The sequence below is a fragment of the Paraburkholderia sp. FW306-2-2C-D06C genome (genome assembly GCF_058781505.1).
This window is the reverse complement of record NZ_JBYSWU010000023.1, coordinates 43,548-67,184: the sequence shown is the minus strand read 5'-3', so window position 1 is coordinate 67,184 and position 23,637 is coordinate 43,548. Positions and strand designations below refer to the sequence as shown.

Sequence of the window (23,637 nt, the reverse complement as noted above, 5' to 3'; positions counted from 1 at the left end):
GCCTTACTGGCCCAATGTGCGGGCCCCCTTCACCGTGCAGGCCGCGGCGACTTTCTGGCCGTCGCTGAACGCGAAGGCCGGCAGGACCGTCGCGCCGATTTTGAGCGGCTCCTTCGGGCGTTCGAGCATCACGTGATAGCTGCGCGGTGCAAGCGCGAGCGTGCCGTGTGCCGGCACTGCAATTGGGAAACAACGCTTCATGCGGCTTGCCGCGACACGCGGCCGAAAATCGCACGGTCGGCCAGCCAAACCGCCAGCAGCGTGACGCCCATCAGCGGGAATACGATGCCGAGCAACACGAGGCCGGTTTTCCAGCCGCGCATGGGCGGCGCGGCGCGCTCGCGTGCCGGTGCACCGAGCGAACGCTGCGGCCGCCGTTTCCACCACATCACGCAGCCCGTCACAGCCATACCCGCGAGTCCAAGCGAAATCGCGGCACAGAGAATCTGATTGGCGACGCCGAAATAGCGGCCCATATGCAAGGACGTGCCGTACGACACGGCCTTCGACACGGCGCCGTAGTCGCCGTAGCGGATGTCCTTCAGTACCGCGCCGCTGTATTGGTCGAGATACAACGTGCGCTCCTGTTGCGGATCGGCTGGAAAGTACGAGACGGTGTACACGCCTGCAGGCGACGTGGGCAGCACGATGTCATAGCCGCTCGCCACGCCGAGCGACGCGATTAGCGTGACGACGCGGTCGAGCGGCAGCGCCTGCGTTGCTTGCGTAGTTTGCGTGTTGGCGGATGCCGGCACCGGTGCGTTGCCGACGGCCCACGGCGTGACAGGCAGCGGCAGGTCGTCCATCACCATGCCGGGCATCGATTCCATGTTCGATTCCTGCGTGTCGCTCAGGTGGCGCGGCGGGTGGCCTTGAGGCGATGCGCCCGTGCCATCTGCGTGGTCGGCGTGCATGGCCGGCCGCGTGGAGCGCAGCGGCAGACCACCCCACGAGCCCGCGGGCGCACCCAGATTCGCGCTGGTCGCGAGCGCCTTGAACTGCTTGCCCCACGAACCCGACCAGGGCAGGCCGGTCAGCACGAACGCCAGCGCACCGAGTGCGAGCCAGATGCCCATCACCGCGTGCAGGTTCTTCCACAACGCGCGGCCTTTCAGTGCGAAACGCGGCACCAGTGCGTCTCTCGCGGTGGTTTTTTCGCGCGGCCACCACAACGCGATGCCGGTGCCGATCATCACGAGCGTCCAGCATGCCGCCAACTCCATCAATAGCTCGCCAGGCTTGCCGAGCAGCAGCTTGCGATGAAGCATGCGGTCCACCTGCATGAAGCGGTGCTCGACGCTGAGCGTGCCCAATACTTCGCCGCTATAGGGATTCACATAGACGCTTTGCTTTTCACCGTCGGCGAGGCGGAAAACGAATTCAGCGCTGCGGTTGGGCGCTTGCGCGATCGCAACGGTCACCGCTGTTGCATCGGCCGGCATCGCCGCGCGTGCCTTCGCCAATAGCGCATCCTGGGGCAGCCTCGGTGTCGCCCGCGGTTCGACGATCAGTTGGTGCGGATAAAGCAGCGGCTCGATTTGCGGCTGGAAGCAATACAGGGTCCCGGTAATGGCGAGTATCACCAGGAACGGCATGACGAAGAGCGCCGCGTAAAAGTGCCAGCGCCATAGCGTGCGATAGCCGGTGTTTGCCGTGCTGGCCGGCGCAGCCATGCGTTGAGCGGTCGTGGTGGACATTCGATCCTCCTGAGGTGAGGGCAGTCATCGATCTTTCGAGCGACCCTGCGTGACGGGCGTGTTGGCGCGCAGGGTTTTCTGAACGGACGGGAGCGCATGTGCGCGCAAAGCCGCGTTCACATACCTCACATGCGCAGCTTCGCTTCGACGTAAAAGGTGCGGCCCGGATACGGGTGGTAGACGAAGTAACGCGCATCGAACAGGTTGTCGATGCCGACGCCGAGTTCACTCAGCTTCGTGGGCCTGAAAGTAAACTTGGCATCCGCGACGGTGTACGTACTGGTGCCGCCGAATACATCCGGGTTCGTGTCGGTGTTGGTCAGCGTGTTGTACTCGCGCCCCGAGTAGCGCGCCGCGAGCGTGACGGCCGAGCGCTCGTCGATGTGATACGTCGCAGCGAGATTGGCGCGCCACAGCGGAATGCGGTAGAAATACTTGCCGACCGTCGCCGGGTTCTGCGCGTTCGCGATGATCTTCGATTGCGTATAAGCGACGCTCGCGATGAGATCGAGTCCGCGCACGAACACATCCTGCCCCTGGTAACTGGTTTCCACGCCGCGCGAGCGCACCTTGCCGATGTTCTGGAAGTTCGTCACGTTAGGGATCACGGTCGTATCGGTCTGACTGAAGATCGTATTCTTCACGTCGTCCTGAAACAGCGAGAAACGGAATAGCCCGTTCCAGTGCGCCCATTCGGCAGTCAGCTCTTTCGACAGATCGTCTTCGGGTTGCAGGTTCGGATTGTTATTGACGATCGACGAGCCGTTGATTTGCCCCTGGAACAGTTCGCTGACGGTCGGGAAGCGATACGCGCGGCCAATCGATGCGCGCAAGGTCAGATCGTCGGTGACGTCGAACGACAACGACGCTTTCGGCGAGAAGTGATGCTGGTTAGCGTCGCGATACGGAAGCGTCACGCCCGGCCGCGCCTGCGAGCCGTCATAGGCTTGCCAGTCCTCATAGCGCACGCCGTAGACGAACTTCCAGCGCGGCAAAAAGCGCCACGCGTCCTGCGCGTACAGCGCCTGTGTCTGTGTCTTGCCGGCGAACGCGTTGGCAAACGTCGTGGCCGCTCCGTCCCGCCAGTTCAGCGTGTTGTAGCTTTCGTTCTCGAGAAAATAGTTGTCGTAGTGATAGCCGAAACTTAGCCAGTGGTTTGCCAGGCCAGCTTCTGGCGTGGCGGGTGTGTAGGTGGTTCGGAGATCGAGCGTCTTCCAGCCGGTGCCGTCGCCGAAAATCACCGTGCCGGGGCCGTTGCCCGGCGCCCCCGAACTGGCGGTGCGCGCCACGCTGTTGCCGATGTCGTAATACGACGCGAGCGCTTCGCCATTCCAGCCGGCGGCGTTGTGCGTTTTCAGCGACACGCCGTATAGCCAGTTCTCGCTATGGCCGAGACTCGGTGCGAGTGCGGCAGCGGGAATCGTGTATTCGTAGCCGCCGATCGCGACCTTGCCGCTGTAGACCGGATTGCCGTTGGCGTCGCGCAGCAACGTCGAAGTCTGGCTGTTATAGGTCTGATGCCAGTAGCCGAGCGTAAAGCCGGCTTGCAGCGTGGGCGTGAAGTCGTACTGCGTCTTCAGCTTGAACTGGTCCTGCGCCGTGTGCTCGATGCCTTCGCCGTTGACCCCGAGTACGGCGGTCGTCGTGTTGGTCTGGTTGTTGTAGAAGTAGGCGCCGCTGACCGGCGTATCGCCGGCTTTGGCGGGTGTGCTGGATTTCGCGAGCGTTGCGAATTGCAGTGGCTGGCTCGTATTGTCCAGATGGTTCACGCCGAGCAGCCAGGAGAATTTGCCGATCCGGTCGCCGATCGACGCGCTCGCTTCACTGCCGTTGAAGTTCTGATTCACGCCGAACAGGCTGAAATGCTGGGTGAAGGCCTTGACGTCGGCATTGGCTTCGAACTGCTTCGGCATGCGCGTGCTGATGAGCACGGTGGCGCCGAGCGAGTTGCCCGGATACAGCGCGGAGAACGGCCCGTAGAGCACGTCGACCTGTTGAATGTCGTCGGGAAAGACCATCGACCAGCGCGGCGGAAACGAATAGCTGTTGCCGAGCAGATTGCTGAGCAGCAGCCCGTCGGCGTAGACGAGGCCCCGCGCGCTTTGCGTGTTGCTGGTGCCGCGCACGGCGATGATCGAGTTCAGGTCGCCGATAAAGCGTTTGCGTACCGCGAGATTCGGCATGTACTTCAGCACGTCCTCGGTGTTCACGACGTTCCAGTTGTCGAACTGTTCGCGTGTCACGGTTTCGACCGAGGCCGGCGTGTTCGGATCGACAGCGCGTGGCGCGGCGCTCGCTTTGGCGCTGATCGTGACCGAAGGCAGGGTGGCATCGGCGATCGCGCTGTCCGCGTGAGCGGGTAATGGGATGAATGCCGGAATCAGCGCTGGAATCCAAGCTGGAACAAGCGCGGGAACAAGTGCCGGCACGCAGGCCGGAATGAATGACAGCGGCGAGCGGCCGGATGTGACGCGCCGCGCGCCGTGGCGGGCGCAAAAGGGCAGCCTTCGCAAAGCGAAGTTGAACATGGACATTTCCTGGATGCATTGAACAGACGATCGCGCGCGCCCTCGACGGGCGCGATGAGACGCGATCAGGAACGACAGCGATCAGGAAACGGCGGGGGGATCTCTTGGGCGCCCGGATGGGAACGCGCCGAGCGGGGTGAAGCGGGTAGAGAGGGTGGGCGGCGCGGCGCCGGCGACGGCTAGCGCAACCGACGGTTCAGCCGGCGCGAGGGTGGGCATCGCGATGTGATGCTCGAGCAGGTGACAGTAGCCGCACGCGCCGAATGCATCGTCGTGGCTCAGATGCACAGCAGGCTGGCCGGCATGGCTCGCCTGCACCGAATCCAGCGGCTGGAGCGCCGAGCAGAGCGCGGCCACCGGCTCGTGTGCGCGCCCCGACACCAGCATCTGACTGACGACCGGCGCGAACACGACGAGCCACATGGCGATCAGGCCAAACCATGCGGTCATGCGGTTGCGGGAGCGTGGAGTCATGATGGTGAGCGAAAAGACGCGCCGGATTCTAACATCCTGGCTTGATCTCCTGGCGCGATCGTCTCCAGCGGCGTCGTGCGTGGAATGTCGGCGAGGTATGCGCGGCATGGGCAGCGCCGTCTGCTGGAGCAACGCTGAATCTGCGATATCGAAAGCGGGAAATCTTGTTTGGCCATGAGCCGGTGCCTGGTTAGCATTCGACGTCTGGAGCGTTGGCGCCGGCACGCGGCCGACTTGTCCGGATGCCTTTCGCAAGACTGGCGTCGAGCAGGCGGCGCGCAAGGCTCCATATGCGATCTTCCACGACTTCATCCTTTCGACATGTCACGCCTCTGCCCATCCACTCCGGCGGAACCGGCTGCCGGCATCACGCGGCAATTGGCAGCCGCTATCGCGAACGCAGTCCCATCCAATGACTCAGCCGCGATCACCGCGGCGCGACGCGGCATGCTCGACTTTCTCGCGGCGGCCTTCGCCGGCGCCCGCGACCCCGGCTATCGAAAACTCTTGACGGTGAGCGACCAGGATTCACGCGGCGAAGCGTCGGTAATCGGCAGCGCGGCCGGCGCGTCGGCGCAACAGGCCGCCTTGCTCAACGGTTACGCCGGACATGCGCTCGACTACGACGACGTGCACAGCAGCGTCCGCGGTCATCCGGCAACCGTGCTGCTGCCCGCGCTGTTCGCGCTCGCGCAAACGCGCGGCAGCAGTGCGTTCGAATTGCTCGACGCGTACGTCGTGGGTGTCGAAACGATGGCGCGACTCGGCTTGGCGCTGGGCAGCCGCCACTACGAGCAAGGGTTTCACAATACCGCGACGCTGGGCACCTTGGGCGCCGCCGCGGCTGCATCGTTTCTTTTGAAGCTCGACGCGGCGGCCGTCGAGAATGCGCTCGGTCTCGCGGCCACGCAGTCGGCTGGACTGAGACTGCAGTTCGGCAGCGAGGCGAAGCCGTTGCATGCCGGCCTCGCCGCGCGCGCGGGCGTGTTCGCGGCCGAACTGGCGGCGGCCGGCCTGCAAGGATCCGCAGGCGCGCTCGATGGGCCGGTTGGTTTTTTCGCCGTGTTCAGCGGCGGCGCCGCGCAGCCGGAGCGCGCGCTCGAAGGATGGGGCGCGCCCTGGCAAATCGTCACGCCAGGACTGTATTTCAAGCCGTGGGCGTGCTGCACGGCGACGCACTACGCGGTGCATGCCGCGCTGACGTTGCGCGAGCTGCACCGGCTGACGCCGCGTGATATCGAACGCGTGACGGTGACGTTTCCCCCGGGCGGCGACACGCCGTTGGCGAACCGTCTGCCGGCAACGGGTCTCGAGGCGCGTTTCAGCGTCGAATACGCAGTGGCCGCCGCGCTGACGGATGGCTCACCCGGCGTCGCGACGTTCGCCGACGTTCCCGTGCGTGACAACCTGATCGCGCTCGCCGCGCGCGTGACGCGCCGTCATGACGAAACAGCCGCGCGTGCCTCGACCGATCCGGCCACGCGGTTCTCGACCATCGAGATCGAACTGCGCAACGGCACGGCGCTGAGCCACACGACGGACCGTCTTTATAGCGCCGAGGATCTGCGCGCGAAATTCTCGGACGCCACCGGTCACAGCCGGCGGCTCGCATTCATTCCTTCACTGATCGACACGATGCAAAGCGCTGCCGATCTCGCTTCTCTTTTCACAGCTTTCGCACAAGTCAGCGTATGACCACGACCAACAGTAACGCTACCCGCAGGCAGATGCGCCTCGGGCTCTTCATTCAGGGCGCGGGGCACCACGTCGCCGGCTGGCGTCATCCCGATGCGCAGGCCGGCAGCGAGAATCTCGCGCTGATGCAACGCATCACGCAGACCGCCGAGCGCGCGAAGTTCGACATGGTGTTTCTCGCCGACGGCCTGACGAGCGGACCCGATGCGCATCCGTCGATGGCGATGCGGCTCGAGCCGCTGTGCCTGCTGTCCGCGCTTGCAATGGGCACGCGCCACATCGGGCTGGCCGCCACCGCGTCGACCACGTATAGCGAGCCGTATCATGTCGCGCGAGCATTCGCGTCGCTCGATCATCTGAGCAACGGCCGCGCGGCCTGGAACGTGGTGACGACTTCATACGATCGCACAGCCGCGAACTTCACGCGCGGCAATCATCCGGAGCACGCATTGCGCTATGAAATGGCGGGCGAATTCGTCGATGTCGTCAAAGGACTGTGGGACAGCTGGGACGACGACGCGCTCGTGAAGGACAAGACGCGCGGCGTCTACTTCGATCCCGCCAAGGTGCATGCGTTGGACCATGAAGGGCAGTTCTTCAAGGTGAAAGGGCCGCTGAATGCGTCGCGTGCGCCGCAGGGGCATCCGGTGGTGATTCAGGCCGGTTCGTCGGGACCGGGACAGGATCTCGCCGCGCGTACCGCCGAAGTGGTGTTCACGGCGCAGCAAACGATCGAAGAAGCGCAGACCTTCTACCGCGACCTCAAGAGCCGTCTGCCGAAGTTCGGCCGCGAGGGCGAACAACTGCACGTGATGCCCGGCGTGTTTCCTGTCATCGGCAGAACGGAGCAGGAAGCGAAGGACAAGTACGCGCAATTGCAGCAATGGACCGACACCTCCGGCGCATTGTCGCTGCTATCCGACCGGCTCGGCCATGACGTGTCGAAGTATCCGCTCGACGGTCCGCTGCCGGAGCTGCCCGAATCCGATCAGTTGAAAAGCCGCGCCAAACTGCTGACCGATCTCGCGCGCCGCGAGAATCTGACTTTGCGCGAACTCTATTACCTCGTGGCCGGCGCGCGCGGGCACCGTATTGTGTGGGGCACGCCGGTGCAGGTCGCGGACGCGCTCGAGGAGTGGTTCACCGGCGAGGCCGCCGACGGCTTCAATATCATGCCGCCGTATTTCCCCGGCGGCCTCGACGATTTCGTCGAACTCGTGGTGCCCGAATTGCAACGGCGCGGTTTGTTCCGCACCGAGTACAGCGGCACGACGCTGCGCGATCACCTTGGCTTGCAGCGGCCCGCCAGCCGTTACGCGGTCCGCTGAATCCGGCGAAGAAAAACGCGGTGCCTGTTGAACAGGTGCCGCGCCTTTGGATCGCAGCGTCGTTGGGTTAGTCTCGTTGAGTAAGTCTCGTTGAGTAAGTCTCGCTGAGTAAGTCTCGCTGAGTAAGTCTCGCTGAGTAAGTCTCGCTGAGTAAGTCTCGCTGAGTAAGTCTCGTTGGGTTAGTCCTGTTGAATCAGTCCCCACCCGAGGCCAGGGACGCTCAGATCGCGAAACGGTTCAGATCCAGTTGCAGCGGTACACGCGGTTGCGCTGCAAGTGCCGTGTCCAACACACCCGGCACACCCGGCATGTGCGCCAGAAACGCCTGCGTGCGCGGGTTCGCCGGCGCGCGAAACAGCCGTTCAGCAGGACCCTGCTCGACGATCACCCCGGCTTCGGTGAAGTAAACCGCATCGCTGACTTCCTCGGCAAAACGCATTTCGTGCGTGACGAGCACGCAGGTCATGCCGTCGCGCACCAGATCGCGTATCACGGTCAGCACTTCACCCACGGTTTCAGGATCGAGCGCGGAGGTCACCTCGTCGAACAGGATCAGATCCGGCTGCATGGCGAGCGCGCGAGCGATCGCCACGCGCTGTTGCTGTCCGCCCGACAGCTCGCCCGGATACGCACGCGCTTTATCGGCGAGGCGCACTTTCTTCAGCAGGTCGTAAGCGGTGCGGGTTGCGGCGGCCTTGTCGCGGCCGAGAATGCGCACCGGTGCGACGACCAGATTGTCGAGCACGCTCAGATGCGGAAACAGGTTGTACTGCTGGAACACAAAGCCGACACGTTTGCGCAGTTCGATCTCGTCGCGTTCGGACGCGAGTTGATCGACGCGCGTGCCGTCGACTTCGATCTCGCCCTGCTGGGGGCGCAGCAGTCCTGTGATGCAGCGCAGGATCGTCGATTTGCCCGAACCCGACGGACCGATGATCGATACGGCCTGACCGCGGAACACGTCGAGGTCGATACCCTTGAGCACCGGATTGGCGCCGAATGAAAGATGCACATCGCGCAACCGTACCAGCGGGCGCGCGGCGGAGGAGGCGGCAAGTAAGGTGTCAACTGAGGCGTCAACTGAAGGCATAACGTTTTTCGATGAAACGGGTGAGGCGCGCAATCGGATAGCAGTACGCGAAGAACAATCCAAGCACGGCGAAATAGACGACGACCGTGAAATCCGCACGCGCCACCGTATTGCTGGCGACCTGTGCGGTGTCGAGCAGATCGTGCACGCCGACCAGCGACGCGAGCGCGGTCGCCATGGTGATGCTGGCGTAGAGATTCATCCACGGCGGCAGCATTCGCTTCACGCACTGCGGCAGGATGATCCAGCGGAATACCTGCGTGCGGCTGAATGCGAGCGAACGCGCGGCATCCCACTGCGCGTGCGGGATCGACTGGATCGCGCCGCGGAAGATCTCCGCGAAGTTGGCGCTGGCGGGCAGCGCGAGACCGAGCGTGACCTTGAACCAGTCGGGGAACGGCAGCGTGTGATGGCCGATCGCGATTTCGAACGGGAAGACGTAGGTCGAGAAGTAGATCAGCACGAGCAGCGGCGCGTTGCGGAACACCTGCACGTAGCCGCGCGTGACGACGCGCACGATCCGCAGCGGCGACAGCAGCAGCGGTCCGAGCACGAGGCCGGCCAGGGTGCCGAGCGCGATCGCGAGCAAGCTGATTTCGATGTTGACCCACAGCGATTTGGCGAGCGCGGGCGCCCACGTGAGCGCGTTGAGCGTCGCATGGTGGCGGCCATAGGCGGTCTCGTGCTCGATCACGGCAAGCAACGCGGCGACGCCAACGACCGCGAGTAATGTGCCAAAGCGGGCGCCAAGACGGGCGGCAGGGCGCGCTGCAAGGCGCGCGGCAGGGCGGCGCCGTTCGCCCCGCGCGGGCGTTGAGCGCGTTTCAGTGGCCATAGCCGGGCATCCTCAAACGCGCCTCGAGCCAGCGTCCCGCGCGGTTGACCGCGAAGGTCAGCGCGCCGAAAAACAGCAGGATCAGGATCATCAGTTCGAGCACGTTGTCGCGCTGCGTCCAGATCATGATCGACGCATAGGTGATGTCGCCGACGGCGATCGCCGAGGCGACGGTGGTCATCTTGACCAGATCCACCATATTGTTGACGAGCGCCGGCAGTGCGAACCGCACCGCGAGCGGCAATTGCACGCCCCACAGGCGCTGGCGCCGGCTATAGCCGAGCGACTGCGCCGCTTCCAGCGTAGCGCGCGGCACGGCTTCGATGCCGGCGCGCAATGCTTCCGCATGAAACGCCCCTTTGTGCAGCGAGATCACGATCGCGCTCCAGATGAACGGCGTCAACGGATTGCCGCCGAGATCGCGCAGCGCCTCGCTGATCAGCATGTTGATCACCAGAAACGCGCAGAACAGCTGCACGAGGGTCGGCGTATTGCGAGTGATTTCGACGAAGACACGCGCCGGGCGCGCCAGCGCAGCGCGCGGCGAAGTCAGCATGGCAGCCAGCACGACACCGGCGGCCAGACTGCCGGGCGCCGTGACGAGCGACAACTCGAGCGTGACCAGCATGCCGTGCAGGAACGATGCGAGTTCGTCCGCGTCGAGCACGAAGCTGTAGTTCAGGCCGATCTTGCCGATGGCATCGACGAGCGTCGCGGCGGCTTGCGAGAAGCCTGCAAGCGCTGCACTCATGTACGTTGCGCCTTGTACTTCTCGTGCAGGTCGAGCACGGCCTGCGAAGGCTGCATCGCGTTCTTGCGCTCGACATCGATCAGCCAGCCGCTGCGATGCCAGTCCTGGACGATTTTCTCGAGCGCGTTCTGAGTGTCGGTTTCACCCTTGCGCACCCAGATCACGGCCGGAGACGGAATCAGATCGTTCGATACGGGGATGGTGTAGTCCTTCCAGTCCGGATTGCGCGCGACGAGCAGGCGCAAGGTCGGCGCGACGTGCACCGCGGCGACGCAGTTATTGCCGCGCAGCGCGAGCAGCGATTCCGGCTGGCCGCGGAATGCCTTCACCTGTGCGCCGTATTGCCCGGCGAGCGGTTTGGTGTAGTTGCTGCCTTGGGATACGCATACCGGTTTGCCGCGCACGTCGCTCCACGTCTTGATGCCGCTGTCTTTACGCGTGATGAGCGCGCCACCGATTTCCTCGAACGGCGTGGGCGGATAAGAGAGAATCTCCGCGCGCTCCTTCGTGACTTCCATGTTGGCGATCAGCGCGTCCACCTTGCCTTGCTGCAGGAACTGCACACGATTCGACGGCTGCACCGGTGTCAGTTCCACTTCGACGCCGAGCCGCTTCGCGACGTCTTCGGCGAGATCGACGTTGAATCCGAGCGGCTTTTGCGTGGCGGGGTCGAGCGAACCGAACGGCGGCCCGGACAGGATCACGCCGATCACGATCTTGTGGCGCTGATGGATGCGATCGAGCGTGCTGTCCGCGTGCGCGGCGCCGGCGGTGAATGCGGCGAGGACAGCGGCGAGGACAGTGAAGGCGCGCAGAGCGCGGTGGAGCGTGATGCGATGCGGTGCGTTGAACATGAAAAGGATAGGCGGAATTTGGGATCGCCTATTCTCGGCATGCCAGGCTCAGGAAAGAACCAATCAATTTTCATACCGTTATCTGGTTCGCGCATTTGTGCAGACGGCGCCGATGTTTAAGCGTCGTATCTGACGTTGCGACGATTTATTGCGGCATTGCGCGCGCTCCCCTAACCTGCCGGCTGCCCATCGCGCCTACATTTTCTCTGCATAATCTCTGCATAAGCCCGCTCCGAACGCAGACGTGGCCAGTTGACGCGTAACACCGGCTCGCAGAGGGCGGCCCTGGAAAAAGGGCGTCATACAGGGGTAAGGATTTCCTTATGCTCGATTCAGGATGTGTAGTGCCGATTTTCCGTGCTTCCTGACTGCATCACGCCCGTCGCCAGCCTAGGATGAAATATCGAATCGTCCATGCGGTTGCCTCCCATGATTCCCTATTTGTCCGGACGCGAAAACGAGGTGGAGCACATCAACTCGCTCTGTCTGCACCTGTTCGACACATGGTGCGAAAACAGGAGTGTGACGCCGCTGGGTTATCTGCTGCATTGCTGGCCGCTTCTGGATAGCGGACCGCATGCCATCAGGCGGCTTGGCGAAACGTTGCGCGAACTCAGAAAATCGCATCCCGAAACACTGAACCGGGAGACGTCGCAGGCGCTCCGCGAACTGGCCGATTGTGTTGACGAGATCCTCGCATTCGGCATCGCGCCCGAGCGGATAACGGCAATCGGCTAGCGCAGGCTTGCGGGATCGAACCAGAGTTCCTTGCGCGACAGCGGAACCCACTTCGGCAGGAACGGATTCTGAAGTTCGACGAGTGTCCGGTCTTTCAGTTTCAAGGCGGCCAACTGTTGGCTGAAGTGCCGGTTGAAGAAGGCATCGAAGCTGCCGTCCCGCACCATTTGTTCGAGCCCGTCGCGAATGCGCGCGGCGAGGCGCGGTTCCGATTTACTAACGTAGAAAAACTGGGCAAACGGATACCTGATCAGCAGATGACGATCGATCGCGAGGTTCGGGTAGCGTGCGCCGTAAACACGTAATTCCTGGGGCGCCTCGGTCACGCCGCGCGGGAACAGGTCGAAACGCCGGTGCAGAAGCATGAGAAAAAGCGAATCGTACGTTTCCGCCGTCCTGACCGGCACATGGTTGTACTCATACACGCGCACGTCGCCCCAATCGCTGCCTTGTCCGATGGATAGCTTGCGAAACTGGTCGAGCGTGCCGACCGCGTCGATCTTCGGCTGGTTGTCGGCGGCGATCAGCGCGACGCGGTAGCCAAGCAGCCCTTTGTCGATCGGAAACGGAATCGGGATCATGCCCTCGTCGAACTCTTTGTGTCCCGCGTCGCTGATCATCACGTTGATGCGCTCGCCCTTGACGGCTTCCATGTGCGAACGGGCCACCGAAATGGCGTCGGTGTAAGGCTGTTCGACGTAGGGGCCATACTTGGCTGTGGTGCGGGTGAGCACTTCCGTCAAGAGTTCGAACGGGTAGGCGTAACGGACGAGGAATTCTTCGGACTTGAGCGGTTTGACGATATCCTGCGCGAACGCCGCCGGAATCAGCACGGCGCAGATCGTCAATCCGGCGAGCAGGCCGCGTAGGGCCGCGATGCTCCACGCGCGCGGAGAGAGGGCGCCGGGGCGGGGTCGCTTGACGGCGGACGGAACGCCGCGGGAGTCGCCGGCTGTAGACCGCGAATCGGCGACGAGCGCAGAATAGAACAAAAGAGATCCAGAGCACTCGCGGGGGGATATGGCTCTCAACATGTTTGGCGCCTTGTGGAGTTCGTTCGATCGCTTTCGCCGCAGCGTCGTGTTGCGGCTGCTGGCGACGGTATTGCTGTTCAGTTGTGTGGTTACGCTGATTTTGACCGGATTTCAACTCTACCGCGACTATGAAAGCGGTATCGAACGGGTCGAGAATCGCCTTGCCGATATCGACAGAAGCTATCGCGACAGTCTGGGCGAGGCGTTGTGGCGCCTCGACCGCGCGCAGCTGCAACTCGAACTCGACGGCATGCTGCGTCTCGCCGACATTCGCGTCGCCGAGGTGCGCGAGACGGACACGGCGCAGTTCCCGATGGTGGTGACGGCGGGGCGGCGCGAGGCGGGGCCGTCCTTGAAACGCGAGGTTCCGCTGCTCTACCGGGTTCAGGGCAAGGAGCAGCGAATCGGCACGCTCTACGTCGAGGCGACGCTGATCAATCTCTACCATGAGCTGAAGCAGACCGCGCTCGTCATTCTGGTGAGCCAGGCGGCCAATACTTTCCTGGTTTCGCTGTTCGCCATCTACATCCTGTCGCGGCTCGTGACGCGGCATCTCGGTGCTTTCGCGCGGACCGTCGGCGGCTACGATTTTCATCAGCCGCCACGGCCGTTCAGCCTGCAGCGCCGGCCGCCGCGCAAACCGGACGAGCTCGACCGGGTGGTGGCCGCGTTCAACGATATGGGTGCGCGGCTGCATCGCCGCTACCTCGAAGAGCGCGACGCCGCCGCCGAGCGCGAAGCGCGGCGTTCGGCCGAAGCGGCGAACCGCGCCAAGGGCGAGTTCCTCGCCAGCATGAGTCACGAGCTGCGCACGCCGCTCAACGGCATCCTCGGCTATGCGCAGATCCTGCGGCGCGACCCCACGCTGAGCGAGCGGCAACGTGAAGGGGTGGCGGTGATCCAGCGCAGCGGCGAACATCTGCTGGCCTTGATCGACGACACGCTGGATTTCACCAAGCTCGAAGCAGGCAAACTGCGCATCGAGATCGGCGACGTGCCGCTCTCCGCCCTGGTGGACGTGATTCGCGAGATCATCGGCGTGAAGGTGGAGCAGAAGCAGCTCGCATTCATCTGCGAAATCGCACCTGGTGTGCCGTCCGCCGTGCGCGCGGACGAACGCCGGCTGCGCCAGGTCCTGCTCAACCTGCTCGCGAACGCGGTCAAGTTCACGGACCACGGCGAGGTGAGCCTGCGGATCGCGCGAACCGGGGCCGGCAAGGTGCGTTTCGACGTGCGCGACACCGGTATCGGCGTGAGCGCCGACCAGCTGGAGAAGATTTTCGAACCGTTCGAGCAGGTCGGCGGCCTCGAGCGGCGCGTCGGGGGCACCGGGCTCGGTCTCGCGATCAGCCGGCAATTCGTGCGCGCTATGGGCAGCGATATCCACGTCGAGAGCCGCGTGGGACACGGCAGCGCCTTCTGGTTCGAACTGGCTCCGGCGCTCGCCGAACCGGCCGCCATGCCCGCTGCTCCGGCCGCCCGGGTCGAAACGGGCTACCTGGGCCCGCGTCGGAAGGTTCTGGTGATCGACGACGTGCCGGTCAATCGCGCGGTCGTCGTCGAGTTTCTGACGAAGCTCGGCTTCGAGACCGTTGAAGCCGAAACCGGCCGCGAAGGGCTCGAGAAGGCGCAAAGCGAACGGCCGTCGCTGATCCTGACCGACATCGTCATGCCCGAAATGGACGGTCTCGAGACCACCCGCCGGCTGCGGCAGATCTCCGGTTTTGCCGAGTTGCCTGTCATCGCGGTGTCCGCGAGTTCGTCCGGCTCCGATGAGAAAAACAGCCTCGCCGCCGGCGTGAACGCGTTCCTCTCCAAGCCGGTCGATTTCGACAAGCTGCTCGCGCAAATCGCCGCCTTGTTGTCGCTAACGTGGAGTTATGCGCCACAGGCGCCGTCGGTCGCGCCCAGTGCGTCGCTGGAGCGGCAGCTGGCCGTGCCGGCCGCGGAAATGAGCGAACTGCACCGCCTCGCCCGCGATGGCAATATGCGGGAGATCGTGCTGTGGGCCGAACGTGTCGCCGCGCTCAACCCGCTCTATGCGTCGTTCGCGGCACAGCTTCGTCAACTGGCGAAAGGCTATCAGTCGAAAGCGATTCTCCAACTCGTCGAGCAGCATATGGAACGCAGGCCGGCACCATGAGCGAGACCTCCCCCCACCCGGGTGAGCCACCCACCATCCTCATCGCCGACGATACGCCCGCGAGTCTGGGCGTGGTCGTCGACAGTTTCGTGGACCGCGGGTTTCGCGTGCTGGTCGCGCTCGACGGCGCGGAAGCGCTCGAGCGCGCGCAGTTTGCGCAGCCGGATCTGATCCTGCTCGATGTGAAAATGCCGGGCATCGACGGTTTCGAAACCTGCCGCCGGCTCAAGATGAACGAGGCGACGCGCGATATCGCCGTGATCTTCATGACCTCGCTCACCGGCAGCGAGGACATGGTCGAAGGCTTCGCGGCGGGCGGCGTCGACTATGTGACCAAGCCGGTGCGCATCAACGAAATGATGGCGCGCATCGACACGCATCTGGCGCTGCGCGCCATGCACAGGCAGCTGGTTGCCCGCAACCGGCAGCTGCAGAGCGAAGTGGTGGTGCGCCAGCAGGCCGAGGCTGCGCTGTCCCGCGTGCGCGACGGCCTGGAGGAGCGCGTCGCGCAACGCACCGACGAACTGGCGCGGGCGAATGCGCGCCTGCGGTCGCAGATCGACGAGCGCAGGCGGGCCGAGGCGAAACTGCTGTCGAGCGAAGGGCGGTTTCGCACCATCGTCGAGACGAGTCCCGTGCCGCTGTGCATCACGTCGATGCCCGGCGGCAAGATTCTCTATACGAATGAGCCGTTGCGGGAGCTATTCGGTATCGACGCGCGCGACCGCCCGGTCACCAGCATCGTGGACCTGTACGAGAATCCCGCGGAGCGCGACAGGCTGGTGCAGCATCTGCGCGAAGAGGGCAGTTTCCGCGACACGGAAGTCCAGCTCAGGCGGCTGGACGGCACGGTATTCTGGGCGATCGCGACGGCCCGGGTGGCGACCTACGACGATGCGCCGGCGATCTATGTCGGTCTGAACGACATCACCGAACGCAAGCGCATGGAGCAGGCGCTGTTCGAGTCGCGCGAACAGCTGCGCGAACTGTCGGCCTATATGGAAGCCATCCGCGAAGAGGAACGAAAGCGCATCGCGATGGAAATTCACGACGAGCTGGGTCAGTTGCTGACCGCGCTGAAGATGGACGTCTCGCTGCTCAGGATGCGTCTCGGCAATGACCCGGAGGCGATGAAAAAGGCCGACAGCATGCGCGAACTGGTTGAAAAGACCATCTGGATGGTGCGCAACGTCGCGAGTCATTTGCGGCCTGCCGCGCTGAACTTCGGGATCGTGTCGGCGCTGGAGTGGCTGGTCGAAGATTTCGGCCGGCACAGCGGCGTTCCCTGCCAGTTCCGGATCAACGGCAGCGAGCCTGTGCTTCCCGATGCGTTCGCGACGGCGGTATTCCGCATCGTCCAGGCGTCGCTGACCAACGTCGCGCGCCATGCCTGCGCGACGCGAGCGGACGTGACGCTGACACGCTCCGCGACGGCCCTCGATCTGCATGTCAGCGACGACGGCTGCGGCTTCGATCAGGAAGCGGCGCGCAAGAGTTATTCCTATGGCCTGCTCGGCATGAGCGAGCGCGCGCGAGCGATTGGCGGATCACTGCTGATCGACAGCGCGCCCGGCGCGGGCACGGCAGTTTCAATCCACATTCCGTTAGATGACAAAGTAGACAAATGATCAAGATCCTGATTGCAGATGACCATGCGATCGTGCGTGGCGGCCTGAAACAGATCATCGCGACCACGACGGATATCGTCGTCGCCGGCGAGGCCGCTCAAGGCTCGGAGGTCGTCGACAAGCTGCGCACGAGTCACGTCGATCTGCTGCTGCTCGATATGACGATGCCGGGCATCAGCGGGGTCGATCTGATCCGCCGCGTGCGCGCGGATCAGCCGGCCTTGCCGGTCCTCGTATTGAGCATTCACAACGAGGCGCAGGTCGTCTCGCGCGCGTTGCGTGCGGGCGCGACCGGTTACGTGACGAAGGACAGCGATCCGGAGGTGCTGCTTGCCGCGATTCGCAAGCTTGCTGCCGGCGGGCGCTTCATCGATCCGAAGCTCGTCGACGCGATCATCTTCGAGACCCACTCGGGCGATGCGCCGCCTCACGACATCCTCTCCGATCGTGAATTCCAGGTGCTGCAGATGCTGGCGGTCGGCAAGAGCATCAACGACATCGCGGACACGTTCTCGCTCAGCGCCAAGACCATCAGCACGCACAAGATGCGCCTGATGCAGAAGCTCGGTCTCAGCAATAACGCCGAACTGATCCGCTATGCGATCAGGCACGGTCTGGCCGCCGAATGACGCTAGTCTGATGAATCATCCTGGTCGGCGTGTTAGGGAAATCCTGACGTTCGAATCAGTTGTTCCTGAATGAACTATCCGCCGCTCCCGACTGAGCCGCCAGCAAGCGCGTCTTACGATGCGTTATGGGCAACATGGAGCGCAGCCTGTCGTGGGAGAAAAATCGTTACGCGGACTGGTCGAGAAATTGCTGGGTGCGGCGAGCGCCCAGCCGGTCCGGATACTGTTGACGCATCGTTCGCAATCTGGCCGGACACGCCGCGTGTGTGTCGAGGTGCAACGGCCGGGCGGCCCGCTCGCTCTGTTTTTCTTCCGCCACACTGATAGAACCTGGCATGTTTTTCCACCCGGCGCCGCGCGTCCTTCGATGATTGCCGCCGGCTTGCCGTTGGACGAGGCGCTGACGGCGAAGGAGACGACACATGGCTGAAGACAACTGCCTTTCGCAGAACGAGCTGGAACTGCGGACGTGGATGCTGGCGTGGTACGACCACGCCGTTTCGGTCGGCTTCGTCCGCCCGCCGTTCACGTTGAGCGACGCGACGGCCGAACGGCTCGAGGGTTATTTCAAGGTGGGACTCACGCCGGTCGAAGGCGCCGAAGCGTTTTTCGGCGTCGTGCATTGAGTCTTGCGGTGCACGCCGCAGACGAGCTTTCGCCCACCCCTGCTCGGCGGCGGCATAGTTGGGCGGTAAGCGACCTGCGCATGGCGTGTGCATCGGCCAGTCAGCTCACTGGAGATGCTGACCGCCGTTGAGGGCAATGTTTGCCCCGGTCAGAAAACCTGCCTCGCGCGAACACAGGTACAGGACAAGCGCGGCGACTTCTGCGGGCTGTCCCAGTCGTCCGACGGGTATCTGGGGGATGATCCTGGTTTCAAGGACATCCTGCGGCACTGCCATTACCATCCGTGTCGCGATGAATCCGGGCGAGATAGTGTTGACGGTCACGCCTTTTTTCGCGACTTCGAGCGCCAGCGATTTCGTGAATCCGTGGATACCTGCTTTCGCGGCCGCATAGTTGGTCTGGCCGAAGCCGCCTTTGGAGCCGATGATCGAGGATATGTTGATAACGCGCCCCCAGCCACGCTCGACCATGCCGTCGAATACGGGCTTCGTCATGTTGAAGACCGAATCGAGATTGGTGCGGATGACCGCGTCCCAGTCGCCCTTGTCCAGCTTTTTGAAAACTGCGTCTCGCGTAATGCCGGCGTTGTTGACCAGAATGTCTACCGGGCCTACTTCAGCGAGGATTCTCGCGACGCACTTTGCACACGATTCATAGTCGGCCACATCGACCGGATAAGCCTTGAACCGGCGGTCCTGGGCCTCCATGTGTGCAAGCCATGCGTCGACGCCGGTGTTTTTCGGCGAGTACGTCACCAGGACCGTATAGCCCGCATCGTGGAGTTTGATGCTGATGGCTTCGCCAATCCCGCCGGTTCCGCCCGTGACAAGTACGATCTGCTTTGTCATTTTCGTGACCTGATCATCGAATAAACGGAGACAGCGGCGAATGGAAACCCGAAAGTCCTGGGGCATCGCCGCACCATGAAATCCACCACTCGCCGGCTTACGGATGCGAACCTCCTGGCCGGAGACAACGATTACTTCGATGTCGCGCGAGAAGCCCGCTCGACCGCCTGCCTGGTGGTTCTCGACACGGCCGCACTCACTGCTTCGGCGTTGTTTTCGGCAGTGAGGATCGTTTGTTGCGAGGCCTTGCGCGTCGTCTCGTACCAGGCGCCTGCGGCGGAAATCGCAGACTTCAAGGCTGAGGTGGCGGTTTCCGCGGCAGCAGGCGCATACTGTGCGGCCCCGTCGATCAGCTCTTGCAATTTTTGCTGCTGCCCGACGAAATGGTCATTGGCGATGTTTGCAATTTCCAGTTGGGAATTTGATGCAATGGCGATTAATTGACTGAAATACGAGTGGATTTGCGGCACGATCAGTTCCGCCGCGCCACTGTGCGGCTTGCTCCATTCTTGCGGACTGTCTCCCGATAACGCTTTGAGCATCACCTCTTTGGTTTCGGCGATACTCGACCGGGCGGTTTTCAGGTTCAGTTCGATCACCTTCTGAAAGATCTCGACGGTCTTGTTTGCCAAAGCAAACGATGCTTCTGTGTTGGCTTGTCGGATCACTGCGTTTTGCTCAGGATTCCACAGATTCATCGCTTGCTCCCGGAAGTGACAGGTAAAAGGTACGTTGAGGAAAACCTTTCATTCGATGAAGTCGGCTAGCGTCACAGGATCTTCGATAACGGGCGCATACGGAGCGTAGAGCCGCTTCGTTTGCAATTGTTGCGTTATGCCATCCCGCCATACCTCAAACCCCGAAATCTGCGCCAACCTCATCGCCTGAACGCCGAGCAATACATGTCCGGCACTCACGGCCTTCAGCGTGGCGGCGAGGCCATCCTCCAACAATTCCTGCACGGCGACCGCGAGCGAAATCGACGTGTCCCACCGGTCTGCTTCGTCAACCGGTGAGGGAAGCACAGCCTGATGCCGCTTGTTCGCCGAGTTGCCAGCGGGCGTCACAAGGTAGAGGCGTGTGTGAGTTCCTGTACGAAGGCGCCGTCGACGGCTCGGCGCGTCAGGCTGCTCTGCGTCGAACCGGTTCAACTGCAGGAGCAGGCTATCGATCGAGCATAACTGGACTTTAGTCAGGTGGTAAGAGTCGAGTAGCTGATGGAGCCGTCTGCGCCAATATTCGGCCGACAGAATCGGACCGCCTTCAAACCCGCATAACGACGGACGCATCACGCACTCGATGTGCGCGATCTCTTCATCGATCAATATACCCATGCCCACCCCCGGTACATTTTCGAATACTGCTCGATGACGTCGTTTACATTCATGTCTGAGCCGTACTATAGGTCTAACTTTCTTCGAAATCCAATCGAAAATCACGTATATGGCGAGTCGATGCCGATCGGTAAATAATTCGTCAAGAATTCGTTTGAATAAGAACGCGCGATTCAAACGCATTTTCTCTTTGACGCAGAGGCATGCGTCAAAGCAGGGGATCCTTGTGCGAGCGTAATTCCGGACAACAATTCCAATGTGAATATTGTTCGCTGGGTGGAGAACAAATCAAATAGCGCCGGTGTCGGCTGGGACTTCGCTACCGGCATCGGCACGGTCAACGTCACCAATCTGGTGAACGCCTGGCCACGTTGACCGGGTCGATGAGCAGGGTGTGGAAATGGGGTTGGAGTGAAGGAGCGCCAGAGGCGTTGTCGCATTAAAGTCTTTGCTTCGTGGAAGTACGATGGACTGGGCCCTCCTCAAGTCGCAGGGAACTGATCGTTGATAGTCCAACGCACGGGCCTCGGGGGCACATCGGAGCAGGCGAGCGATTATGACCTACACTAGAAAAGCGTCTTTCGCGTGCTCGGGTGCCCCTTTTGACGCAATGCAACGTCGCCGGCAGCCGATTGAAGCGGGCGAATGGCCATGGCACGGGCAACACACCGTCATCTGCTGCCCGAATTGATCTGGAACTGATGTTCAAGAAGGGGGCATCATGTTGCAAGCCAGTGAAATCCAGAAGCGCTTTACTCATCTGCAGCAAACCGTCAGCGAGGCATCACGGACCTGCCATGCCGAGGCGGCGATTCCGAAGGACTTGATGAACTGGGTGGATGAGCTCGATAAGGAATGCAAATCGGCAAAGAAGGTCATGTCGTCCAAGGATGAGGATCGAATCCGGCAGTGCGTCGATGATCTCGAACGGATCGGTGATCGTGCAGAGCGCGCTTGCCAAAAAGCCGGCAGTCTCGATGCTAGGATCATGGATGCAGTCAGTTCGATGCATTCGGAACTTTCTGACCTGAAGCGACAGCTGCACTGACCTACCTGACGGCCCCGGTCCAACCCGCCGGGGCTATTTACACTTCGGCGCCATCAAGACGCGCAGCAACGCGTCCGCTTGACGCGCGGCCGTTTGCTTTCGCATGACTGCCGTGCCCGATTGCGGAGCAATTTTTTGCACGGAGGTATGTCATGGCTACGTACGTCATCCTCAGCCGTCTCGCTCCTGACGCGTTCAAGGATCCCGAGGACCTGAAGCAACTCGCCGCCACAGTGGCCGAGAAGATCAGGACCGCATGCCCTGCCGTCACCTGGAAGGACAGCTATCTGACACTCGGGCGCTTCGACGTCGTGGACGTTGTTGAGTCGACCGATCTGAAACAGCTCGAGCTGGCAGCGTTGATCATCCGAGGCTACGGACACGCCGCCACCGAGACCCTGCAAGCCACGCCGTGGCACGAGTTCATCGCGGCACTGTAACGGAGATCGATGGATCGGGCTCGAGGCGATGAAGTTTACCGGGTTGATGCTGCGTCTCACCGTAGCGTGTCTGACCGTGTTCGCAGGAGTCGCCATCTTGCAGGATCGTTTTATCTACTTCCCTGAGAAGGCCGCAATCGAGGACCTCGCGTCCGGCGGACTTCGCGCCTGGCCGACACCTGAGGCGTTTCGGGGCCTCGTGGCCGAGCCGGCCGGAAAGGCGTACGGCACGGCCATCGTCTTTCACGGCAATGCAGGGCACGCCGGACACCGTTCGTTCTATGCCGCGGTGCTCACCCGGCTTAGGCTACGCGTGATCCTCGCCGAATATCCTGGCTACGGGCCACGCGACGGCGTGCCGGGCGAAGAGCGTCTGGTAGCCGATGCCCAGCAGACCATCGCGCTTGCGCATCGCCTCTACGGCACGCCGCTGCTGCTCATCGGTGAATCGCTCGGGGCCGGCGTGGTGGCCTCGGCCGGCTCGCGCGAACGCGACAAGACCGCCGGCTTGCTGCTCATCACGCCATGGGATCGGCTCGAGCACGTCGCTGCTTACCACTATCCGTGGCTCCCCGTGAAGTGGCTGCTGCGCGACCGATACGACAGCGTGACACACCTGGCGTCGTTCGACCGCCCTGTTCTCGTCGTGGTTGCGGAAAGCGACAGCATCGTCCCCGCGCGCTTCGGCGAGGCGCTCTACAACGCGCTGGCCGATCCGAAACAACTGATGGTCGTGAAGGCGGCTGGACATAACGACTGGATCGGGCACGTCGACGATACCTGGTGGCAGGAGGCGATCGGCTTCCTGCTCGCGCCTTCCCATTGAAATATGAAATCCCGCTCTGTCCCGCCCAAGTGGGAACGGTTCTACGTCCTCGATGAGAAGAACCGGCCTGTCGAGGTGTTCGACCGCAGCGAGTGGTCGCGCTGGATGTCTGAGAACGAACTGATCTTCCGCCGCACGTTGCTGGAAGAATCCGGCGTGACGGTCACGACCCGCTTCTGCGGTGCGTCCGAAACGAGTACCGGGGAGGCCCTGTTGTTCGTGACGCGCATCGCCGGAATGCAAGCGCGAGACAACAAGAGCTATGGAGCAGGTACGCTCGATGAGGCGCTGGAGCAGCATGAGCGCATCGTACAGAAAATCCTCCGGATGCTGACCGGGCGGTGATCGCCACAGCGCGACGATTCTCCGCGACCGTGGCCATACCTCGCGGGAGCACCCTCGATAGGAAGAACCAGGCCAGTTCGCGGTCCGGCACGGGCCCTTCAGGCCCTCTGCAGAATGTCCATCGCCTGTTCTGCATCGTCCAGCGAGTCGACCGCGAGATAAGCAATGAACTGTGTGCCAAGTACAGCGGCGGAAACGCCGCGGAGGTTGATCCCCCCGTCTGCCAGCATCTGGGTCAATTGCGCGATGATCCCCAACTGGTCCAGACCCATTACACGGACGGAGTGAAGGCTCGGGGTGACGGTGAACCCCACCTGTGTCGCGGCCTGGATCTCCCTGTCCCCCTGCAGCGGGGCGACAAACACGACCCCCTTGCCCGATGCTTCCGGCGTGCGACGTGCGACGACGAACTGCAAGTCTACGCCAGCATCCCGCAACGCGCTTAATACATACGCAAGCCCACCCGGTTTGTCCTCGATGGTAGCTGCCCAAACATCGACGCGTTCTACGCTCAGTTCCATGGCAGTCCCTCCCGCCTGATGCATCTCACTATAAAAATCTAGTTCACCAACGGCACGCGAGCAAGGCCGGCAGCGTAAGCGACACACGGGAATGCCGGGAATGCCGGGAATTCCCGGGCCGGCACTGCTAGGTTTGATGCTATGCAACGCCGGCACTGTGCGCCCAGGAAACCACCCGCTTCGGTTTGTCGTCATGCGACGCTTCTTCCGGCAAGCTGCCGATA

25 protein-coding genes are annotated in these 23,637 nt (G+C 62.7%); 11 read left to right on the top strand and 14 right to left on the bottom strand.

Annotation, left to right across the window (positions count from 1 at the left end; translation table 11 throughout):
* Positions 1–3 precede the first annotated feature (3 nt).
* The 4 genes from AC3WLT_RS18945 to AC3WLT_RS18930 all read right to left on the bottom strand — a co-directional run bounded on the left by AC3WLT_RS18945 (position 4) and on the right by AC3WLT_RS18930 (position 4,699).
* Entirely contained in the window at positions 4–201 is a 198-nt protein-coding gene (locus AC3WLT_RS18945) for a copper chaperone PCu(A)C domain-containing protein (protein ID WP_492593223.1), read from the bottom strand.
* Entirely contained in the window at positions 198–1,697 is a 1,500-nt protein-coding gene (locus tag AC3WLT_RS18940; protein WP_492593222.1) for a PepSY-associated TM helix domain-containing protein, read from the bottom strand. Before AC3WLT_RS18940 ends, AC3WLT_RS18945 begins: the two co-directional genes overlap by 4 nt.
* Positions 1,698–1,822: 125 nt before the next feature.
* Positions 1,823–4,225 (bottom strand): TonB-dependent receptor, encoded by a 2,403-nt coding sequence (locus AC3WLT_RS18935; protein WP_492593221.1) that lies wholly within the window; start codon positions 4,223–4,225, stop codon positions 1,823–1,825.
* A gap of 81 nt (positions 4,226–4,306) precedes the next feature.
* Complete coding sequence (locus AC3WLT_RS18930; protein ID WP_492593220.1) at positions 4,307–4,699, bottom strand: DUF2946 domain-containing protein; 393 nt, start codon at positions 4,697–4,699, stop codon at positions 4,307–4,309.
* Between the two features lie 321 nt (positions 4,700–5,020).
* On the opposite strand from AC3WLT_RS18930, the gene AC3WLT_RS18925 reads away from it, so the two are divergent.
* Both AC3WLT_RS18925 and AC3WLT_RS18920 read left to right on the top strand, forming a co-directional pair.
* A complete protein-coding gene (locus tag AC3WLT_RS18925) occupies positions 5,021–6,394 on the top strand; it encodes an MmgE/PrpD family protein (protein WP_492593219.1) in 1,374 nt (457 codons plus the stop codon).
* Positions 6,391–7,722, top strand: coding sequence for an LLM class flavin-dependent oxidoreductase (locus AC3WLT_RS18920; RefSeq protein ID WP_492593218.1), 1,332 nt, complete (start codon positions 6,391–6,393; stop codon positions 7,720–7,722). Before AC3WLT_RS18925 ends, AC3WLT_RS18920 begins: the two co-directional genes overlap by 4 nt.
* A 220-nt stretch (positions 7,723–7,942) precedes the next feature.
* Here AC3WLT_RS18920 and AC3WLT_RS18915 read toward each other — a convergent pair whose 3' ends face one another.
* The 4 genes from AC3WLT_RS18915 to AC3WLT_RS18900 are packed head-to-tail and all read right to left on the bottom strand — an operon-like array spanning position 7,943 to position 11,252.
* The gene (locus AC3WLT_RS18915; protein WP_492593217.1) at positions 7,943–8,812 is read right to left on the bottom strand and encodes an ATP-binding cassette domain-containing protein; all 870 of its coding nucleotides are present in this window, start codon (positions 8,810–8,812) and stop codon (positions 7,943–7,945) included.
* Complete coding sequence (locus AC3WLT_RS18910; protein ID WP_492593216.1) at positions 8,799–9,647, bottom strand: amino acid ABC transporter permease; 849 nt, start codon at positions 9,645–9,647, stop codon at positions 8,799–8,801. The genes AC3WLT_RS18915 and AC3WLT_RS18910 overlap by 14 nt, the downstream gene beginning before the upstream one ends.
* Positions 9,637–10,398 (bottom strand): amino acid ABC transporter permease, encoded by a 762-nt coding sequence (locus AC3WLT_RS18905; protein WP_492593215.1) that lies wholly within the window; start codon positions 10,396–10,398, stop codon positions 9,637–9,639. The genes AC3WLT_RS18910 and AC3WLT_RS18905 overlap by 11 nt, the downstream gene beginning before the upstream one ends.
* Complete coding sequence (locus AC3WLT_RS18900; RefSeq protein WP_492593214.1) at positions 10,395–11,252, bottom strand: transporter substrate-binding domain-containing protein; 858 nt, start codon at positions 11,250–11,252, stop codon at positions 10,395–10,397. The genes AC3WLT_RS18905 and AC3WLT_RS18900 overlap by 4 nt, the downstream gene beginning before the upstream one ends.
* A gap of 429 nt (positions 11,253–11,681) precedes the next feature.
* Between AC3WLT_RS18900 and AC3WLT_RS18895 the strand changes: the two genes are divergently transcribed.
* Positions 11,682–11,990: a hypothetical protein gene (locus AC3WLT_RS18895; RefSeq protein ID WP_492593260.1), complete on the top strand. Its 309-nt coding sequence runs from the start codon at positions 11,682–11,684 to the stop codon at positions 11,988–11,990.
* Here the strand turns inward: AC3WLT_RS18895 and AC3WLT_RS18890 are convergent.
* Complete coding sequence (locus AC3WLT_RS18890) at positions 11,987–12,982, bottom strand: hypothetical protein (protein ID WP_492593213.1); 996 nt, start codon at positions 12,980–12,982, stop codon at positions 11,987–11,989. The two genes, AC3WLT_RS18895 and AC3WLT_RS18890, sit on opposite strands and share 4 nt — an antisense overlap.
* Before the next feature lie 28 nt (positions 12,983–13,010).
* Between AC3WLT_RS18890 and AC3WLT_RS18885 the strand changes: the two genes are divergently transcribed.
* The 3 genes from AC3WLT_RS18885 to AC3WLT_RS18875 are packed head-to-tail and all read left to right on the top strand — an operon-like array spanning position 13,011 to position 17,424.
* Complete coding sequence (locus AC3WLT_RS18885) at positions 13,011–15,167, top strand: ATP-binding protein (RefSeq protein WP_492593212.1); 2,157 nt, start codon at positions 13,011–13,013, stop codon at positions 15,165–15,167.
* Positions 15,164–16,795 carry a hybrid sensor histidine kinase/response regulator gene (locus AC3WLT_RS18880; RefSeq protein ID WP_492593211.1) on the top strand — a complete coding sequence of 544 codons (1,632 nt, stop codon included), beginning with the start codon at positions 15,164–15,166 and terminating at the stop codon, positions 16,793–16,795. Before AC3WLT_RS18885 ends, AC3WLT_RS18880 begins: the two co-directional genes overlap by 4 nt.
* The gene (locus AC3WLT_RS18875; RefSeq protein ID WP_492593210.1) at positions 16,792–17,424 is read left to right on the top strand and encodes a response regulator; all 633 of its coding nucleotides are present in this window, start codon (positions 16,792–16,794) and stop codon (positions 17,422–17,424) included. Before AC3WLT_RS18880 ends, AC3WLT_RS18875 begins: the two co-directional genes overlap by 4 nt.
* Positions 17,425–17,590: 166 nt before the next feature.
* Here the strand turns inward: AC3WLT_RS18875 and AC3WLT_RS18870 are convergent, their stop codons facing one another.
* Positions 17,591–17,761, bottom strand: coding sequence for a hypothetical protein (locus AC3WLT_RS18870; RefSeq protein WP_492593209.1), 171 nt, complete (start codon positions 17,759–17,761; stop codon positions 17,591–17,593).
* Between the two features lie 85 nt (positions 17,762–17,846).
* Between AC3WLT_RS18870 and AC3WLT_RS18865 the strand changes: the two genes are divergently transcribed.
* Positions 17,847–18,050 carry a hypothetical protein gene (locus AC3WLT_RS18865; protein ID WP_492593208.1) on the top strand — a complete coding sequence of 68 codons (204 nt, stop codon included), beginning with the start codon at positions 17,847–17,849 and terminating at the stop codon, positions 18,048–18,050.
* Positions 18,051–18,155: 105 nt separating this feature from the next.
* On the opposite strand, the gene phbB is transcribed toward AC3WLT_RS18865, so the two are convergent.
* The 3 genes from phbB to AC3WLT_RS18850 all read right to left on the bottom strand — a co-directional run bounded on the left by phbB (position 18,156) and on the right by AC3WLT_RS18850 (position 20,410).
* Positions 18,156–18,899: an acetoacetyl-CoA reductase gene (phbB, locus tag AC3WLT_RS18860; RefSeq protein WP_492593207.1), complete on the bottom strand. Its 744-nt coding sequence runs from the start codon at positions 18,897–18,899 to the stop codon at positions 18,156–18,158.
* 131 nt (positions 18,900–19,030) lie between these two features.
* Complete coding sequence (gene phaP, locus AC3WLT_RS18855; protein ID WP_492593206.1) at positions 19,031–19,597, bottom strand: TIGR01841 family phasin; 567 nt, start codon at positions 19,595–19,597, stop codon at positions 19,031–19,033.
* 48 nt (positions 19,598–19,645) lie between these two features.
* On the bottom strand, positions 19,646–20,410 hold the full coding sequence (locus AC3WLT_RS18850) for a hypothetical protein (RefSeq protein WP_492593205.1): 765 nt from the start codon (positions 20,408–20,410) through the stop codon (positions 19,646–19,648).
* A gap of 544 nt (positions 20,411–20,954) precedes the next feature.
* Between AC3WLT_RS18850 and AC3WLT_RS18845 the strand changes: the two genes are divergently transcribed.
* The 4 genes from AC3WLT_RS18845 to AC3WLT_RS18830 all read left to right on the top strand — a co-directional run bounded on the left by AC3WLT_RS18845 (position 20,955) and on the right by AC3WLT_RS18830 (position 22,892).
* A complete protein-coding gene (locus AC3WLT_RS18845) occupies positions 20,955–21,281 on the top strand; it encodes a hypothetical protein (RefSeq protein WP_492593204.1) in 327 nt (108 codons plus the stop codon).
* Positions 21,282–21,433: 152 nt separating this feature from the next.
* Complete coding sequence (locus AC3WLT_RS18840; RefSeq protein ID WP_492593203.1) at positions 21,434–21,721, top strand: GYD domain-containing protein; 288 nt, start codon at positions 21,434–21,436, stop codon at positions 21,719–21,721.
* A 28-nt stretch (positions 21,722–21,749) separates the two neighbouring features.
* Positions 21,750–22,547, top strand: coding sequence for an alpha/beta hydrolase (locus tag AC3WLT_RS18835; RefSeq protein ID WP_492593202.1), 798 nt, complete (start codon positions 21,750–21,752; stop codon positions 22,545–22,547).
* 3 nt (positions 22,548–22,550) lie between these two features.
* Positions 22,551–22,892, top strand: a complete 342-nt coding sequence (locus AC3WLT_RS18830) for a hypothetical protein (RefSeq protein WP_492593201.1) — start codon at positions 22,551–22,553, stop codon at positions 22,890–22,892.
* Positions 22,893–22,990: 98 nt separating this feature from the next.
* Here the strand turns inward: AC3WLT_RS18830 and AC3WLT_RS18825 are convergent, their stop codons facing one another.
* Entirely contained in the window at positions 22,991–23,413 is a 423-nt protein-coding gene (locus AC3WLT_RS18825; protein ID WP_492593200.1) for an ACT domain-containing protein, read from the bottom strand.
* Positions 23,414–23,637: the final 224 nt, after the last annotated feature.